This window comes from Motilimonas sp. 1_MG-2023, from assembly GCF_030547455.1.
In the GTDB taxonomy this organism is placed as follows: domain Bacteria; phylum Pseudomonadota; class Gammaproteobacteria; order Enterobacterales; family CBDFNC01; genus Motilimonas.
Genome location: NZ_JAUOPX010000062.1, coordinates 1 through 16,728 on the forward strand (window position 1 = coordinate 1; position 16,728 = coordinate 16,728).

Here is a 16,728-nt window from a genome sequence, read left to right on the forward strand (position 1 = left end):
GTGATGAAAAAGGGTGAATACCCAGATGTGTTTGGGTTGATATCGGATTAGTCAAGCTGGGGTTGGTGAAAGGTTACCTATCCAAGGCTACAACGGGATAGCGATAAACGATGATAAACACCAAATCATCCTGCAAGCACAGGTGTGGGGCTCAGTGGGTGAGCAACAAACCTTGCAACCTGCGGTGACGCAATTAAAGCAACAGCTTGATAAGCTCCGCGCCCCTCACAGCGCCACCAAGCACACCATCAAGTTTACCGCCGATAGTGGGTTTAACAGTGAAGCAAACTTAGCGTTTATGGCACAAAGCGGGTTTGATACCTACATCGCAGATAACCAATTTAGAAAGCGAAACCCACTGTTTAAAGAAAGTGAAACGTATGAAACAGAGCAAGAAAAACGCAGGCTAAAGCGGCGCAATGGTAAGCCCAGATTGTTTACCTCAGCAGACTTTCATTATGATGAAACAACCCAGATTTGCCGCTGCCCGGCAGGCAATGAAATGTGGTGTAGCGGTGATAATTTGAAAAGCCATCATCAGCGCTACACGCGATTCTGTGGTTACTTAAAAGACTGCAAAGTATGTCCGTTGCAAGAGCAATGTATGCGAAAGCCTCCGATAAAAACAGGGCGGCAAGTTCAGTTTAAGAATGATGAATCACGCAAGCAGCTGAGCTATATCGATAAAATGAAAGTTAAAATAGATAGCCCAATGGGGCGAAGGCAATATAGCAAACGACTGGGTTGTATCGAGCCGGTGTTCGGCAATATAACGGTGAATAAAGGCATGAATAAGTTGACGCTACGGGGACAAGCCAAAGTGAATGCCCAGTGGCAGCTGTATTGCCTTGTTCATAATATTGAAAAGCTGCAAAAGACGATGCATTAGGCAGGGCAAGCTCCCTATTGCCTGAAATCCCCCCCAAAACCAGCCTCAAACGCCTCATAAAAAACGCCAACTCAAGATAATCTTCATTCCAGCAGAAAAAGACTAAACAATTGAGTCAAAACAAGAACTCAGCTATGGTTTGGTGCATCATAAAAATATATTTTAAAACGAGTAATTCTACAGGCTCGTTATGTTCCTTGATGGATGTATGAGAATGGAAGCTTTATATACTTACCCAAGTTACTTGGAAGACATTATTAAAAATTTGATGAGTAGGGAGTGGCTTGTTCACAACTTTGATAGTGTTGGTGACTCGGAGGTGTATAATTTCGCTAACTATCTGTACAACAAACAAGCGAATGGCGTTACTTACACGATATACCTCGACTTGAACATCTATCAGTTCATTGTAAACGCTTCTAAGAAAAACAAACCAAAACAAGAATTTCGTGATGCAGTTGCACTTGTTGCTTTCTGTCAGTTTGCTGAGATTGAGTTAGATCCAACTTACGCTGTATATGAAAAAATAAACTATAAAGAAGACGATGGGCTTCTTGATGAAGTTATCTCTGATCTAGAGTTGTTTCACCGTATAAACAACATTAATAATTCCTCAATGATCGATTTTGCCTTGGGTGATATTGATACTATTAGTCCAGCCACTTCGTATACTTTAGATTCCAAAGTGACCAAGCGGAACCTCACCAAGTACCGACGGCTTCGCGAGTGGGATTCTTTATATCTGATTGTTGTATATGTAATCTATACCTCACAACTTCCTAACCTCAGTAGATTAGATAAGCTAAAGCAAGTGGTTGAGTGGATGATTACCGAGTTTAGGCTATCCCTTGTGGGCGTCACGTTTGCTGCTATTTACTTCAGTGAAACACCTATGAAGCGAATGATGAAGTATAAAGTGTCAGATGATCCATGCTCAAAACAACGTAGCGCGTTTAACATGACATGGGATCTTTATAACTTGAATCGTTATTTTAGGATGTGGACTGATCGCGACTCCGAACAGGAGGGTATGTTCGCAAGTGGTGACAAGGTATTCAACGCTGTGCTAAGAAAGTCCATCAAAGTTCAACAAACGAGTTGTTTAGATTGCTTTGAAGATTTCCTGCCTCAAGATGTTGTCAGCTACCTAGAGAAAATCACATCTCATCCTAGTGAATACTTTGATAGAGTATATGATTCGGTGGATTGGTCTCCGTCATATAGAGCTGAACTGATTAGCAAATATGAATCGCTAACTGGCATAAAACGCAGCGGAACATAATCGGGTAGCCGGAGGTCTCTAACCTCCAGCCCCCACACCACCCATCATGCGGGTCCGCAATGGGCGGTTCATCTTCCGTAATGAATAGTAATCCAAATGTCCTTCAGTGATACCAGACCTTGAGTTACGAAAAAGAGGAAAACCAACACTCTGCGGTAGAGGAAAAGCTTGCGGAGTTTGCTCGTAAAAATGATTTGTTGGCTCAGCTCTAAAAGGTGTTCCAAAAAAAAGTTGTTACTCAGGCCCCTAACAATCTCAGTTGTTGCTATTGAGTGTTTACTCGCAACGTGCAGACGCGAAGCTGGCATAAGATTGGATAGAAACAACCAGCCTCGCTTGTTCTCCTATTGCGGTAAGACGTTAGCGAATCATCAGCCAAGCGCCTGGCGCAGTTACATCAACGTACACATCAGCTGCTACAGCTTTATCCATGAGTACTGAGACGGGTTCAAGAAACAGGTCGTAAGTTGAATGATGGATGGGCAGGGTTCGCTCAGGTTGCAGCTGCTCAATTGCCTGCATGGCATCGTTGGCATCCATGGCAATCTTCCCTAGAGGTCCGGTAACACCTACACCACCAATATGAGGAATAAATAAATCAATTTTCCCTAATGGTGTTAAGGCCTCTAGAACTGAATCGGTAATAAAAGAATCCCCGCTCCAGTAAACAGTTTTTCGATAGTCGCCTTTTACAAACTCAAGCCAATAGCCGTTGCCAGCACCGAGCAATGGTAATACTTCTGGGTTTTCACTGTGGAATGCAGGCAGGGTTGTTATGGTAACTTTAAAGCCGCTTTCACTCACTTGCCATGTATCGCCCCAATCGAGCAATGTTTGCTTGCTAAACCCTAGCTCTGTCAGTAATTCTTTGTCTGCACTTGGTGCAATAATTGGCAGTTCTTTATCTAGGTCACGGCGTGCGACTTGATCAAAATGATCCTCGTGGCTGTGACTTAATATAACGAAGTCCCATTCTTTCGGTGTTATGGCTGGTAATGATTGCACTCTTCTATGGTCCTTAACCATTGGTCCAAGACTAGGATCAAAATTTTCGTTAGGGTCGGCCATGCGATAGGCTTTTTCGCCGACACCTAAAGCAGGATCGGTAATAATTTGAATGTCGCCGAATTCAAATATGAGGGTAGAAGCACCTAGCCACTGGATATTTAATGTGTCGGCGTTGGCTGATATAGCGCCCATTAGTAATGTACTGGCAAGTGCCAATTTAACTGTTTTCTTCATTTCTAACTCCTGTTGGTGGAACAAGGGCTAGACTAACAAATCTCAATTGTTAAACTAGAGCGTTCAAAAGTAACTAGTTGTTTGGAATTTATTGACAATATGACTCATCTAGAAACGCTTCGAACATTTTGTTTAGCCGCTGAGCTTAATAGTTTTTCGGCTTCTGCTCGCCATTTAAATCTGCCTCGAGCAACGGTTAGCCAGAGGGTGTCGCAACTGGAGGTCGCAGTAGGTGTGCGGCTGTTTAAGCGGACGACTCGCAAGATAGAGCTGTCGCATGAGGGGGAAATTTTGTATAAGGCAGCCAAAGCATCGCTGGTAATTCTTCATGGCGCCATTGATGACATTCAGCAGGAAAAGGCGCTTACCGGAGCTATTCGCCTATCTGTACCGGCTCTTATGCCCAATAGTATAATGTCTAGTTGGATACAAGAGTTTTCCTCCGATAACCCCAGGGTCAGTATTGAAATTATTGCTTCCGATAGAGTGAGTGATTTGGCCTTTGATAATATTGATATTGCTATTAGGGGAAGAAAGGTCACCTCGGATAAGCTTGTTTGTCGTCTTTGGCAATCTGTACCCATGTATTTAGTCGCAACGCCAGATAGTCGGCAATCTAGGGCTGTAGATGATCCAATAATGGATCCTCTTGGTTGTTATAAGCCTATTGGCAACGCTAAACCGCGGCAATCACAAATCAGTTCAAATGATTTACTGACGACATTAAGGCTTTGCTTAGCAAGTTATCATGCAGCATATTTACCAGCACCCATGATATCTCACCACCTAGACCAAGGTGACTTACAAACAATTGCAGGACTCTGTGAGCCTAGCAATCTGGATATATATTTGGTTTATGAAGCTATGCCACTTCTATCACCGTCGGCAAGAGCAATGGTGGCGTTCCTGCAAGAAAAGATGACCAAGGCTGGCTAATAACCAGACGATGATTTTTTCGTACTCAACCCTTTGCCAGCGCTTTCGGGTTTATTTCATGATATTGACGACGATGAAAAAAAGAAGGAATTAACATGCCAACAATTAAACTAGACAAAAAGCTAAAATATTTAGTCATTGAAGCCTTGTCTGCTAAGTCGGCCATGCAACCGCAGTTAAACGCTATCGCGCTTAAGCAATATCATCGAGAATATCACCAAGACAATTCAAGATATGATTACTACGACTTGATCCCAGAGATTGCGCAGCAATACGATCAAGTGACAATTGCTGATGATTTATATTCTAAGGTGCGCAGTTTGTCGGCTGAATGCTGTGAAGTTCATTTTAATATGATGCCTGCTTGGGATGGGGAGGGTGACGATTTTAGCCCTGAAAGTTTATTGGGGCTGGAATTGCTGACGCAACTTGAGACCATTGAATTTGTGGCGTTTGATAATGTTCATGATCAAACTCCGCTATTGGTTTTGCCTAATTTGAAACGGATTAGTGAACATTCTGGACTGCAGCCAAAGATCATAGCGGCATTGCGTGCCAAAGGAGTTAAGGTTTCTTAAATAAGCTTTAAGGTCATGATTTAAGGGACTCAAATCACATTAAGCATATTTAACAGCCAACATTAAGTAGAGTTAACCTTTGCCAAGGGATGACTTAATTCAGACTTTTTTATGCTAAAGCTCGAATTAGCATAAAGGAGTGAAGTGATGAATATATTGGGTTATTTACAACGGCTTGGCAAAGCATTAATGCTGCCGATTGCTACGTTACCGGTAGCAGGTTTGCTACTTAGATTAGGTCAGCCAGATGTTTTTGCCATGCCATTTGTTGAGGCCGCAGGCAATGCCATTTTTTCGCAGATGGCGATATTATTTGCCGCTGCAATTGCGGCTGGCTTAAGTAAAAACAATGACGCAGCTGCCGCGATTGCTGGCATGGTGGGCTATTTTATTTTGACGGAGGCACTAAAAGTGCTAGACCCCTCATTGAACTTAGGGGTGTTTGGCGGGGTGATGATAGGGATCCTCGCGGGCGAGTTATACAATAAATACCATAATATTCGCTTACCGGAATTCTTAGGATTTTTTGGCGGCAAGCGCTTTGTTCCCATTATTACCGGGTTATGCGCGTTAATGCTGGCGGTACTGATGAGCTATATTTGGCCGCCAGTCAGCGCGGGTATCGATGCGTTTAGTTATTGGATGCTTGATAGCGAAGTTGGCGGTAAGTTTGGCTACGGCTTTATCAACCGCTTGCTGATCCCTATTGGCTTGCACCATATCCTGAATAGCATTGTTTGGACCGTGATGGGAGAATACAACGGCGTAACCGGTGAAATGCTGCGTTTTGCTGCAGGCGACCCTGATGCGGGTTTAATGCTATCGGGCTTTTATCCTATCTTAATGTTTGCGTTGCCAGCATCGTGTTTGGCTATTTACCACAGTGCACGCAAAGAGAATCGCCCAGCGGTCGGTGGCATGTTGTTAAGTATTGCCTTTACCGCGTTTTTAACCGGCATCACTGAGCCCATTGAATATACCTTTATGTTCTTAGCGCCGGTGTTGTACTTTATTCATGCCATTTTAACGGGCGTGTCGTTGGCCGTTGCGGCTGCATTAGATATTCATATGTCTTTTGGCTTCTCGGCGGGATTGATTGATTACGTATTGTTTTTCAATGCGCCTGCGGCGAAAAATGCTTGGATGTTAGTGCCATTAGGTTTGGCTTTCTCGCTGGCTTATTACAGCTTGTTCATGTTAGCAATCCGCATTTTTAACATTCAAACCCCGGGCCGTGAAGAAGAGCCGATGGTGGTGGCTGATAAAGAAGTGGATAGCTCTGAATTGGCACATAACTATATCAAAGCGTTAGGCGGCAAGGGCAACTTAACTCAGATTGATGCTTGTATTACCCGCTTGCGTTTAAGCGTAGCGGATAAAGCGATAGTGGACGAAACGCAGTTAAAGGCCTTGGGCGCTAAGGCTGTGGTGCATGTTGGCGAGAAAAACTTACAAGTGATCCTTGGCCCAATGGCAGAAATTATTGCCGGAGAAATGAACGCCATTAATGGCTAAATCATGGCTCATTGCCTTCGTTTTAGTTGAGGGGGATGAGCGGTGAGAGTAGCGGTAACCAAGCGTTGCTCCTTTCCTTTGGTGGCCAAAATTGGCCACCTTTTTTTGTTTAAAATGATATATTAAGCAAAGGTTTAGCTGCAGGTTGTTAAAAATGAAAATACTCGTTATTGAAGATGATGTAACCACCCGCAATTTTGTCACTACCGCTTTGCGCCAAGAAGGGTTTGTGGTGGATGAGACGGGGCAAGGGCGCGAGGGGTTAATGATGGCGACTAGCTGTGAATATCAGCTGATTATTCTTGACCGCATGTTGCCAGAGCTTAACGGTATGCAAATATTAGCGGCATTGCGCGCAGCCAGTATTACCACGTCAGTGATTATTCTCAGTGCCATGGACAGCATTGAAGATAAGGTGGCGGGACTCAGTGCAGGCAGTGATGACTACTTAACGAAACCCTTCGCCTTGGCTGAATTGTTAGCCAGGGTGAACAGTATATTGCGTCGCCATAAAGCAAACTCACCACAGCAACATGAACTTATCATTGGGCCGTTGCGGCTCAATCTGCGCAGCCATAAAGTAGACGTAGGTGGAGAGTCATTAAAGCTGCAAAACAAAGAATTTATTTTGCTGCACTATTTAATGGATCACGCTGGTGAGGTGGTGTCGCGAATGCGTTTATTTGAAGCGGTATGGGATTATCACTTTGACCCCAAAACCAATGTGATAGATGTACACATTGCGAATTTACGTAAAAAACTCGAAGCCGCGGGGGCAAATGATATGATCGAAACGGTACGCGGGGCGGGATATGTTATTCGCTAATGTTGACAGATTTCCAGTGTATTGGAGCGTCTAATGGCCTCCATCAGCAGTGATGTGTTGTACCGCTCTAGTATTTTGAAATTGCTGCTTTGGTTTGGCGGCGGTTTATTTTTAGTGATGAGTTTGCTGATGCAACAGCTGTATCAAAATTCATTGCAAACCTATCAACAAAGTTTGGATGATTTATTGCGACAAGAAAGCCAATTATTCAGTCAGTTAGCAGCGGTTGCTGACACCGATTCCATTATAAAAAGTATCGATACCCGTAAACAAAGCAGTTTGTATTATTATCAACTCTATCAAGCTTCACCCCATTATGTTGCAACGCCGATTCCAGATTACCCCGCCATTGCTAATGTAAAGTCGACAGGCCAGAGCCAAGGAATGCGTGCGACCAAGGTGTTGTTAAAAGACGGCACCCCGCTGGTTATAGGGATCAACGACAGTGTTTATCAACAGTTTCAAAACAATTTAAATGTTAGATTTTTGTGGGCTACCTTTGTTCCTTTTATGGGCGTGTTTGCTGCGGCAGTTTGGTTTGCGCTCAATATTTTAACTCGCTTAAACAAAGTGAATCAGAGTATGAATCAGGTGATGTGCGGTGAGCGCGGCGTACGATTAAAGGTAAGTGCCGCCACCGATGAATTTGACTTATTAGCCATTCACTTAAACACCATGTTAGCGCAAATGGAGCAAAACGAGTCCAGATTACGCTCGCTCACGGTAGACATTGCCCATGATTTACGCACACCCATGGCGCGATTAAAGTTGCGTATTGATACTTTATTAGAGCAAGTGAACTTAGCACCGAGAGTGGCTGATGAGTTGAGCTTTGTGCAACAAGATTTTAATCAGTTATTAGATACCTTTAGCGGCATGATGGAGTTATATAACTTAAGCCAGAGCCGAGCTAACATTTCGCTTGAAGCGATTGATCTTAAGCCGATTATTTTAGATGTGTTGGATTTTATGGAGCCTTGCGCGAAAGAGAAAAGTCAGCTGCTGAGCTACCGTTGCGATGTGCCATGTTTAGTGTCGGGCAATCGCAATTTGTTGTTTCGTGCTTTGTGTAATTTGATCGACAACGCCATTAAGTACACACCTAGTGGCGGCCAAATTGAAATTGCCTCAGACTGTTTTGGTGTGCTGGTGGCTGATAATGGCCCAGGCATTGATGATAAAGACAAAACGCGTGTGCTCGATCAACTGGTGCGTTTAGATCCCAGCCGCAGCAGTTCAGGGTTTGGCCTAGGGTTAGCATTTGTCAACACAGTCGCGCAATTACACGGTGGCCGGATTGTGCTATCAGACAACCAACCCGGCCTGCGCGCGCGTTTGCTATTAAGCCGTGCCGATTGAGCAGGGCCGTGTCGACAATGCTTGTTCTGCAGTCATCAAGGTAACACGCCTGGCAATAGCTTTAAGTGCTATCTGGTGAACCATTTCGTCAACACTGGCGCAGCAATCGGATAAAACGATTGGCTGATATTTTTCTGCCGCTTTCGATAGTGCGGTATGGGTAATGCAATTTTGCGTCATCATGCCGCACAGTAAGATTTGCTCGACACCTAATGCGGTTAGTTGATGCGCTAACTCAGTTTGATCAAAGCTGTCAGCATGGGTTTTAATCACCACAGGGCTAGTTGGCGAAGCGGCCATTAGCTTGGGGTGGATAGCGGCACCTTCGCTGCCTTTATTAAAAAAAGGCGCTTGCTCTGCATCAGCAAGGTGCTGCACAAAGATGACGGCTGCGTTGTTTTGTTTAGCCAGCTTGATCGCGGCGATAATATTGCTTAAGGTTTGCTCGGTATTGGCCAATGGGTATTTACCATTGGGGAAATAATCGTTTTGTATATCTATCACGATAAGGGCTTGTTTCAACATAACTGACCTCTGAATTGTTTAATGTTTAACAAGTATGCCTTGCATAGTATTCGTTATTGAGTGGCATAAATGACATAATCAGGGTCAAAACTGACAGCTTGGGTACAGCCATTATGAATGTAAAACCCATTTCGGTAGCGGTGCTGGATTATCAAGGTTGCCTAACATCGGCGGTGTTTGGTTTAACGGAAGTTTTTACCCTCGCTAATAGAGTGTTACGTGAGCAGGGAATGGCTATTGAGTTTACATCGACTCCTATTAAAGAATCTGTGCTAGCCGCTCTTTTACAAGCTGATAGTGAAATAGAACAGTATCAAGTTGTGATCATCCCGCCTAGCATCGACAGCCAGTATTATTTAGCGCCAGCCGCGGATACTTTATTGTGGTTACAGCGGCAATATCAACAAGGCAGCATTATGACTTGTGCTTGTGCCGGTGTGTTTATGTTAGCCAGTGCGGGGATCACCGATCATAGGCCGATCACTACCCATTGGGGCTTAGCGGATTTATTTACTCGCCACTACCCGCACACGCCAGTTCAAGCCGAAAAAATAATTATTAATCATGGTGATATTATTTCAGCGGGCGGCATGATGGCGTGGTTAGATCTGGCATTTGAAGTAGTGGCAATCCATAGCCAAATGAGTGTGGTGCGCCAGCTTGGCAAGTTGCTGGTGGTAGATACGGGAAGCAGAGAGCAGCGCTATTATGCCCAATTTACGCCAAGGCTCGACCACGGTGATGAGCTAATTGTGTTGCTACAGCGCCATATCCAAAAACACATAGGTCAACCCCTTTCGTTAACTCTGTTAGCTGATTTAGCAGCCTTAACCCAGCGTACCTTGATCCGCCGATTTAACAAAGCCACCACGTTGAATCCAACTGAGTATATTCAGCGCGTAAGAATACAAAAAACCTGTGAGTGGCTGGAAAGCTCAACGCAGTCATTTGAATGGATTGCCCAGCAAGTAGGTTATGAAGATGCTGGCGCTTGTCGAAAAATATTTATTCGCGTGATGGGGTTAAGCCCCAGCGAGTTTCGCCGACGTTTTAGCAATAAATCGGATAGCCGGTAATGAAATCAAAGATGTGCTGCTGCAGGGCAAGATCATGAATGTATATCAAACAATTTGTGATTACTTGTTAGACGAATATTTGCGGCATGGATGCAGCAACTAAGCCATCAGGGATGATTTCACGGCGATTCGTATAATAATTAATCACTCATGCGTTCACCCTGTGTGCTACTGCGCTGTAAATTAAAGGAAAGCCAATGCAAAAGCATTATTCAAACAAATTGTTCATCATTTTTTTAATGCTGTTCGTGTCTGTATTAACTTCGGTAGCCGGTTTATTGGTCCAGTTTTATCGTGCTAGTTTAGCGCCTTATATTGCAACCAGTGCAGAAGCGATTGAAGTCGGAATTATTTGGGGAATATTTATCGGAATGTTTTTTGTACCTATATTGATGGCCTATAACAAGCAAAAAGTCTTCATTGCACATCCTATTAAAAGTGGATTGGTGCTTATGATAACGGCGCTGGTCAATTATTTTGTGAATCCAATTTTGTTTTACTTATCACAAGTGGCTTAGTCTATACCCAAGCAACTTCAAGATGCTTGTTCAGCGAGAGTTTGTTGCCTGTTATGCAAGGTGCTGATTTAAAAAACAGTCATTCTACGTTGAAAATCAGCAACAAAGCATGACAGCCAACAAAAATAGCCCTTCGGGAGCCGCTCATTACATGAATTGGATATTTTGAACTAGGCTTTACAACTGATAAACACCCTTAATCGCCGTGATTTTATAGGAGTAATTTTATGTTAACCGATAAGTACTTTTGGCTGGCCGCTTTTGTAGGCATTTTCGCTGCAGTGGTATTTCATTTTAGCTAATGCACTTTAAGCGCCTTGTTGTAGGCGGTTTTATTGATGACTCATTTATCCACAGCTTTGCCACTATTAGCTCTGGTTAAATAGGCCATTACTGACAAAGTTTACAAATCAAGAACTAAGGACTCACTTTTGCTGAGCGAGACGCATGGGCACATCAGGTTTTGCAATTCACGTCAATGCCGGCAGCATGAGTCATGACTGACAATTTAATGATAAGCAAAATAAGAAGGTGTTTGTAAGGGTAAACAGCAGGCTAAATGTCACCATCCATCAAGGCCCATTAATGTTGCCAAGCAAGGCTTTGGTATTACGCGCGTGCTGTCTTACCAAGTGGCCAATGAGCTAGCAACAGGGGAGTTAAATTCATTAAGTTTTATTACAACTAAACGAGAAGACATAGTGCGAATGTCTATGCCGGTCCAGAAGTAATTGAACAAAAGAACATTGCCTAGGTAGCGATAGGTTTTAAGCTCAACAGAGACTCTTTAAGGCTGGCTCAATTAAATAGAGCCAACCTTCATCGCTATTAGTGGTTGTTCAACGAGCCATCCTCGCCAGACCAACTCCAGTCAGGATAGGTCGTGCCATTGACCGTTGCATTGAACCCAGAGATAAGTGCATTAGGGTGAGATTGGCTGGTCCAGTTATTTAAACTTGAACTGACTATCTCGAAAATATAGTTGTTAGTGTAAAAGCTATACGGGCCTGTAACTGTGGAGTTTTCGTAAGCCGCAAACATGGTTCTACCGCCTAAGGTAAGAGTGTCAACTTGGCTGTTGAGCACTTCTGCGCTGGATTGGCCATACAAGGCAAGGTTAGATATCGATACTCCGTCATTACTTTCTAAATGGCCATTACCCCACACCTGTATTTGTTCAAATTCACTGGCATTTTTCGCCAACGTTGCAGATGTGTCACTAATAATCAGTGATAAGAGTTGGTTGCCTTTATCAAATTGAGCATAAGAGTTACCTCTAACCCGAATGTCCACACCTTGCAAATATTCGGCGATCAGGCTGCTATTACCAAGTAGATGGATATGGGGTTTTTGTTGAGTATCGCCTTGATGAAAACCACTTGTGAGTCTTTCTGCGTGAACTACGCCATTGTGATTAATCGAGAGCATTCGGTTATGGTTAGGCAAGTTAAAATGGAGATTAGCTAAAGTAACATTGCTACTGTTCACCGTGATGGCATATGGAGAATTTAAATCATCTGTCATAGTGATCACTGCTTTTTCTCTGCTCGAACTTTGAAGTATTGTTTTACCCGTTCGATTTATTTCAATAGGCCCAGAGCATGTTCCTGCGATAACTAATTTGAGCGATTTATTGTGTTTTTTAGCCAGTGCTTTTTGCAGGGCTAGGGGAGATTTTTGGCAGTTTACCTTTATGGTCTTGTATTTCTCACCCTCTGTATTTTCAGCAAAGCTGGCATGACTAAATACCAAAGTAGCAATGCTAGTGAATGCTAATGCGAGAGGTTTTACCTTAAAACATTTCATCTGATTTCCTTTTCATTTGTTTAGGTCCGCCATCATGATGGATGGATTTAAGGCTTTCTGGCTAGAGTGGAGGCTCGGTTTTTTCATGAATTTAAATAGCATTGAGGATTTACAGGGGTTGCAGCTTGATTTTATGCATTGTTGAAAAATTGAATTTCGTGAAAAATTATTGAAAGATGAATGCTTGTAAGGTTTTGAATTAAATAAATATTTATTTATTTTTGTGAATTTTTAAGCTTGTTTTTTGGTCATTCGTAGTCAGATTTAATATCTGGGTGAGCGTTTTGAGGCATTTTTGTATGGACAAAAAGCAGTAGTATTTATGTGCGTCATTAACGACCTAAGTCGCAAAGCTATGCTGAAGAACAAGGGAGGTAAAGTGTAGCGATAAGCAAGAGGGCACCTTAATAATTTAATGTACCCTCGTGATCTGGTTTTTATGATTAAGCTAGGTGAATTAGTTGAACCAGTGGTTGAAATTTTGTTGTAGCTTTGCAATATAGCTGCCGCCAATGGGTAACGTTTTATTGCCAATTTGAATCATCAGCTTGCCTTCATTATTCTCAAAAACACCTTCTACTTTTTGCGCACTGACGAGGTATGAACGATGAATTTGGACTAAAAATTCATCGTCATAGTAGCGTTTAAGCTGCTTCAATCGTGTATAAATGTACTCTGGTTTATCTTGATTATGGAGATATAAGCCGGTGTATCCTTTTTCAGCTTGGATATAAAGTAATCTATTTTTGTTACTGCTGATTTTATGCAGTTCGGAAAGTAATGTAGGATCATTGGTCACTTGTTGGAGGTGAGAGCTTAAGTGATCCATCATTTGTTGCAGCTGAGCGGTGATGGACTGGTCTTCTAAGGTTAAATTGTATTTTTGTTGTTGCTGTTCTAATTCTTTCTTTAGTTCAGTAATGTCTTCGTTGGAGATCGTCGGTAAGGATGCTTGTTGTAGTTGTAAATGCAATAACTCCTTGGCCATCTCTTGCTGTTGCTGGTTGTGATTAATCGCGCGTCGATACCAGTAAAACCCCAAAAAACCGACACTTAATAGCAATAGCAAAGTGAGTGAAATTAACTTTAAATTCATCTGGTGGGTATCGATAGCAGGCAGTTTATTGGTGTTAAGCAAATTAGCCGCTTGTGTAACTAAGCTAACATCTGCGCCTAAGTCTTGAATGCTCATGCCAGCAAGCTGATAGTGGTTAATGTAAGCAACTTTTTCTTTCAGCGAGCGAGTGCTTTCAAAACTAATAAAATGTCCTGTCTGCATATTGAAAAGGTATGATGCTTTGGCTTGCTCATCCCAGTAAGACTGATAATTTTCAGCAAAATAAAGATCTTGAATGCTTTGTTGGCTGTATAAGCCAGTATTAGGCTGCCCCTTTGGCGTATAGTCACCTTTAGGGATCGACTCTGATGGCTGGAAAAGCCCTTGATTGTTGTTTTTAACGCCAAGCCAGCCATGACCAAAAGCAGGAATGCTGACAATAAGCTTATCACTGGGTACTTGTTGGTTTAATAGGTGTTGAACCGCTTCATCAAGACTGCCGGTAAAAATGGCAGGGTTGTCTTTTGGCGTCAACAAAGGCGACGAATGCCCGCTTTTATTTTGCCAGTGCCCAGCTAGATCTAACGATAGAATCTCAATAACATCAACATATTGGCTTATTTGTTTGATTGGGAGATAAATGAGGTCGTCAGTTAAAACAGAAACCGTCATAAAAAGAGGTATGTTTGGGTAGGTTTCTCTGATACGGATGATTAAAGCCAGTAAATTGCCGCCATCAGAATCTCTATTGCCTACCGTACTTTCACGACTGACACCGGGGTAACGCCAATCAATAGTAATACCATCGAAGATCCCTTCCGCTAACAAGGCTCCTATGTTGTCAATAAACTGTTGAGATAGCTTTTCATTTGACGTAATAAGAGGATAGTTTTGCGATAATGCCCAACCACCAATACTTGCTAGTAATGTCAAGCTTGGCTTACGCTGTTTAAGTGTACGTAATGCAGTTAAGTGTTTGAGTTCTTGCTTTGGTAGCAGTACATCAATACTTGCGGTTTCAGTAAGGTTGAGATGGTTATAAACCAAATGAGTAAGGGGCTCAATTTCCAACTCATTAATTTGGCCATTCCAACCAAAAAACTGTCCAACGAGCAGCTTTTCTGATGCAAAAGCAGTATGGGGGAGCAGTATTATGAGAAATATTGTTAACAATTTACGCATCGGAAAATTATAAGCTTTTGAGAACATATGTAAAATAAATGTTATAAACAATAAAGTGAGTAATAGCTACAACTCAACAGTTTTGTTTATCATCTGTGCTGAAAGTGCTTGTCTAGATCTTTCAAGTCAAATGTTAAGAACTGAGTTTTTATCTTGGTAAGTACAGAGATGGTAAAAGAAGCGTCAACCAGTTTAAACCGACTAGACTAAACAATAACAGTTTGTAGGTGAATAAACTAATGAACAAGTACTTAGCATCATTTTTACTGCTGGTAAGCCTGCCTATTTACAGTAGGGTGATGGTTGAGGTTGGCTTACCTGACACTCAACAACCGCCATTTTTCATTGATGCTTCTCAAGGGCTAGCGTTAGATATCACTCATGCGCTTAATGACATTCAGCAAGATTATTTGTTTGTGAGTAAGCTTTACCCAATAAAAAGACTGCACAGTAAAGTTCAAGGAAAAATCCTGCATATCGTCGCTTTTCAAGATGAGATTTGGTTCCCTGGCTTGCCTTTACGATCAAGTGCTTGTGTGTTGTATGAATCTAAAGAGCGCTTTATTGCCTTAAAAACTAAAGCCAAAGATCAAACCTTCTTTGATAGCATTACAACTAAAAAAATCTTAGCAGTGGCGGGATTCCACTACAATTTTGCCAATAACATTAATGATGAGGAGTGGCTAAAAGGGCAGTTTGATATCGCCTTTTCAAGCAACCAATATGTTGTAATACAAGGTATTTTAAGAGGAAGAGGGGATATTGGCATCACCTCTAGCGCAAGTTTAGCCTATTTAGCTGTGACCAATCCTCAAGCCTATAACAAGCTGCTTATTTCAGAGCGAGTAGATCGCCATAACCAGAGACGTTACCTGTTATTTCAAAACTCACCAATTGATAGTGACAAACTTGATCAACTATTAGCCAAGTTATATCGGTCTGGTGTACTGGCAACATTATTCAGTAAATATGGCCTTCCTACCCCCAATTGTGCATTAGATGCGCCCAGAGCTTCCTCTGATTACCTTGGTAACCCATCAAAGCAAGGTACATAGCCTGTATTTTTAAGCCAACTTGCACTGTTAGATACAAATATTTTCGCGGTTGGCGAAATGTGAACCGGACTATCCAAGCTGCCCGCGGGTACAACCACGCAATTTATGTTTTTTATATATGTGGGTAATGCAGATCCACAATTTTGACAAAAGCTTTTTCTATGTAATGAATTAGGATATTGATAGATCTTGACATTAGACTCTCCCTGCAACCAAGTTAACGAGCTGTCGGTTGCAAACAAATTAGCGGCATGTGCAGAGCCCGTACCTTTTTGACATCGAGTGCAATGACATAAGAAAAATGACTGAAAGTCACCTGAAAGCGTATATTTAGTGCTACCGCAAAGACATGAACCAAAATGTTGATTATTCATCAAACCCCCTTATTGTTGGTATATAACGCAACTCGAATGATGGATAAGCTAATAGTCTATACCCAATCAACTTGAAGGTGTATGTTTCAGAGCTCCGCCGTATTTTCAATACTGGACGCTAATGCTGGGTTGCTTAGGTATAGAGCATCAACCCTACCTACAATTTACTTGGGGTAATACTGGCGATTGAGCGAAATTCTCTTGTCATATGAGCTTGATCACTAAAGCCAAATTGCTGCGAAACATCAACTAACGTGACTGCTTTATGTTCACGCAAATAATTAATGGTTTTTTGGACTCGTAAAATGCGCTGGTACTGTTTCGGTGATATTTCCAGCCAACGTTTAAACAGGCGCTCAATTTGTCTTTGGCTCAAGGAAACCTGACTATCTAAGTCTGCTAATGTTGCATCAAGGTAACCTTTCACCAGCCCCCTCTTGAAATTTATATGTGATCCAAATCGACTGATCTAAAAATCGTGCTTGAAGGATCCTTCCAGCCTGCCAAC

The 16,728-nt window shown here is 42.4% G+C and carries 16 protein-coding genes; 10 read left to right on the top strand and 6 right to left on the bottom strand.

Annotated elements, in window-relative coordinates:
- Positions 1-103: 103 nt before the first annotated feature.
- Positions 104-889, top strand: a complete 786-nt coding sequence (locus tag Q4519_RS20225; RefSeq protein ID WP_303515529.1) for a transposase — start codon at positions 104-106, stop codon at positions 887-889.
- A 214-nt stretch (positions 890-1,103) separates the two neighbouring features.
- On the top strand, positions 1,104-2,171 hold the full coding sequence (locus Q4519_RS20230; protein ID WP_303515486.1) for a hypothetical protein: 1,068 nt from the start codon (positions 1,104-1,106) through the stop codon (positions 2,169-2,171).
- A gap of 360 nt (positions 2,172-2,531) precedes the next feature.
- On the opposite strand, the gene Q4519_RS20235 is transcribed toward Q4519_RS20230, so the two are convergent.
- Positions 2,532-3,413, bottom strand: a complete 882-nt coding sequence (locus tag Q4519_RS20235) for an MBL fold metallo-hydrolase (protein ID WP_303515490.1) — start codon at positions 3,411-3,413, stop codon at positions 2,532-2,534.
- Positions 3,414-3,512: 99 nt separating this feature from the next.
- On the opposite strand from Q4519_RS20235, the gene Q4519_RS20240 reads away from it, so the two are divergent.
- The 5 genes from Q4519_RS20240 (at position 3,513) to Q4519_RS20260 (ending at position 8,627) form a co-directional block, all read left to right on the top strand.
- The gene (locus Q4519_RS20240; RefSeq protein WP_303515492.1) at positions 3,513-4,349 is read left to right on the top strand and encodes a LysR family transcriptional regulator; all 837 of its coding nucleotides are present in this window, start codon (positions 3,513-3,515) and stop codon (positions 4,347-4,349) included.
- Positions 4,350-4,444: 95 nt separating this feature from the next.
- On the top strand, positions 4,445-4,927 hold the full coding sequence (locus Q4519_RS20245) for a hypothetical protein (protein ID WP_303515495.1): 483 nt from the start codon (positions 4,445-4,447) through the stop codon (positions 4,925-4,927).
- Positions 4,928-5,074: 147 nt separating this feature from the next.
- Complete coding sequence (nagE, locus tag Q4519_RS20250) at positions 5,075-6,442, top strand: N-acetylglucosamine-specific PTS transporter subunit IIBC (RefSeq protein ID WP_303515499.1); 1,368 nt, start codon at positions 5,075-5,077, stop codon at positions 6,440-6,442.
- 154 nt (positions 6,443-6,596) lie between these two features.
- Positions 6,597-7,268, top strand: a complete 672-nt coding sequence (locus tag Q4519_RS20255) for a response regulator transcription factor (RefSeq protein ID WP_303515502.1) — start codon at positions 6,597-6,599, stop codon at positions 7,266-7,268.
- A 33-nt stretch (positions 7,269-7,301) separates the two neighbouring features.
- Entirely contained in the window at positions 7,302-8,627 is a 1,326-nt protein-coding gene (locus Q4519_RS20260; protein ID WP_303515505.1) for a HAMP domain-containing sensor histidine kinase, read from the top strand.
- Here Q4519_RS20260 and Q4519_RS20265 read toward each other — a convergent pair.
- On the bottom strand, positions 8,610-9,152 hold the full coding sequence (locus Q4519_RS20265) for a cysteine hydrolase family protein (RefSeq protein WP_233054250.1): 543 nt from the start codon (positions 9,150-9,152) through the stop codon (positions 8,610-8,612). The two genes, Q4519_RS20260 and Q4519_RS20265, sit on opposite strands and share 18 nt — an antisense overlap.
- A gap of 113 nt (positions 9,153-9,265) precedes the next feature.
- Here Q4519_RS20265 and Q4519_RS20270 point away from each other — a divergent pair, with 113 nt between their 5' ends.
- Positions 9,266-10,228 carry a GlxA family transcriptional regulator gene (locus Q4519_RS20270; protein ID WP_303515509.1) on the top strand — a complete coding sequence of 321 codons (963 nt, stop codon included), beginning with the start codon at positions 9,266-9,268 and terminating at the stop codon, positions 10,226-10,228.
- 197 nt (positions 10,229-10,425) lie between these two features.
- Positions 10,426-10,746 carry a hypothetical protein gene (locus tag Q4519_RS20275; protein WP_303515512.1) on the top strand — a complete coding sequence of 107 codons (321 nt, stop codon included), beginning with the start codon at positions 10,426-10,428 and terminating at the stop codon, positions 10,744-10,746.
- 828 nt (positions 10,747-11,574) lie between these two features.
- On the opposite strand, the gene Q4519_RS20280 is transcribed toward Q4519_RS20275, so the two are convergent.
- Complete coding sequence (locus Q4519_RS20280; RefSeq protein WP_303515515.1) at positions 11,575-12,552, bottom strand: hypothetical protein; 978 nt, start codon at positions 12,550-12,552, stop codon at positions 11,575-11,577.
- A 457-nt stretch (positions 12,553-13,009) separates the two neighbouring features.
- Complete coding sequence (locus tag Q4519_RS20285) at positions 13,010-14,791, bottom strand: glycosyl hydrolase family 18 protein (RefSeq protein ID WP_303515517.1); 1,782 nt, start codon at positions 14,789-14,791, stop codon at positions 13,010-13,012.
- Positions 14,792-15,030: 239 nt separating this feature from the next.
- Between Q4519_RS20285 and Q4519_RS20290 the strand changes: the two genes are divergently transcribed.
- Positions 15,031-15,846, top strand: coding sequence for a hypothetical protein (locus Q4519_RS20290; RefSeq protein ID WP_303515520.1), 816 nt, complete (start codon positions 15,031-15,033; stop codon positions 15,844-15,846).
- On the opposite strand, the gene Q4519_RS20295 is transcribed toward Q4519_RS20290, so the two are convergent.
- Both Q4519_RS20295 and Q4519_RS20300 read right to left on the bottom strand, forming a co-directional pair.
- Positions 15,813-16,220, bottom strand: a complete 408-nt coding sequence (locus tag Q4519_RS20295) for a GFA family protein (protein WP_303515523.1) — start codon at positions 16,218-16,220, stop codon at positions 15,813-15,815. The two genes, Q4519_RS20290 and Q4519_RS20295, sit on opposite strands and share 34 nt — an antisense overlap.
- 157 nt (positions 16,221-16,377) lie before the next feature.
- Positions 16,378-16,647 carry a helix-turn-helix domain-containing protein gene (locus Q4519_RS20300; protein WP_303515526.1) on the bottom strand — a complete coding sequence of 90 codons (270 nt, stop codon included), beginning with the start codon at positions 16,645-16,647 and terminating at the stop codon, positions 16,378-16,380.
- Positions 16,648-16,728 lie beyond the last annotated feature (81 nt).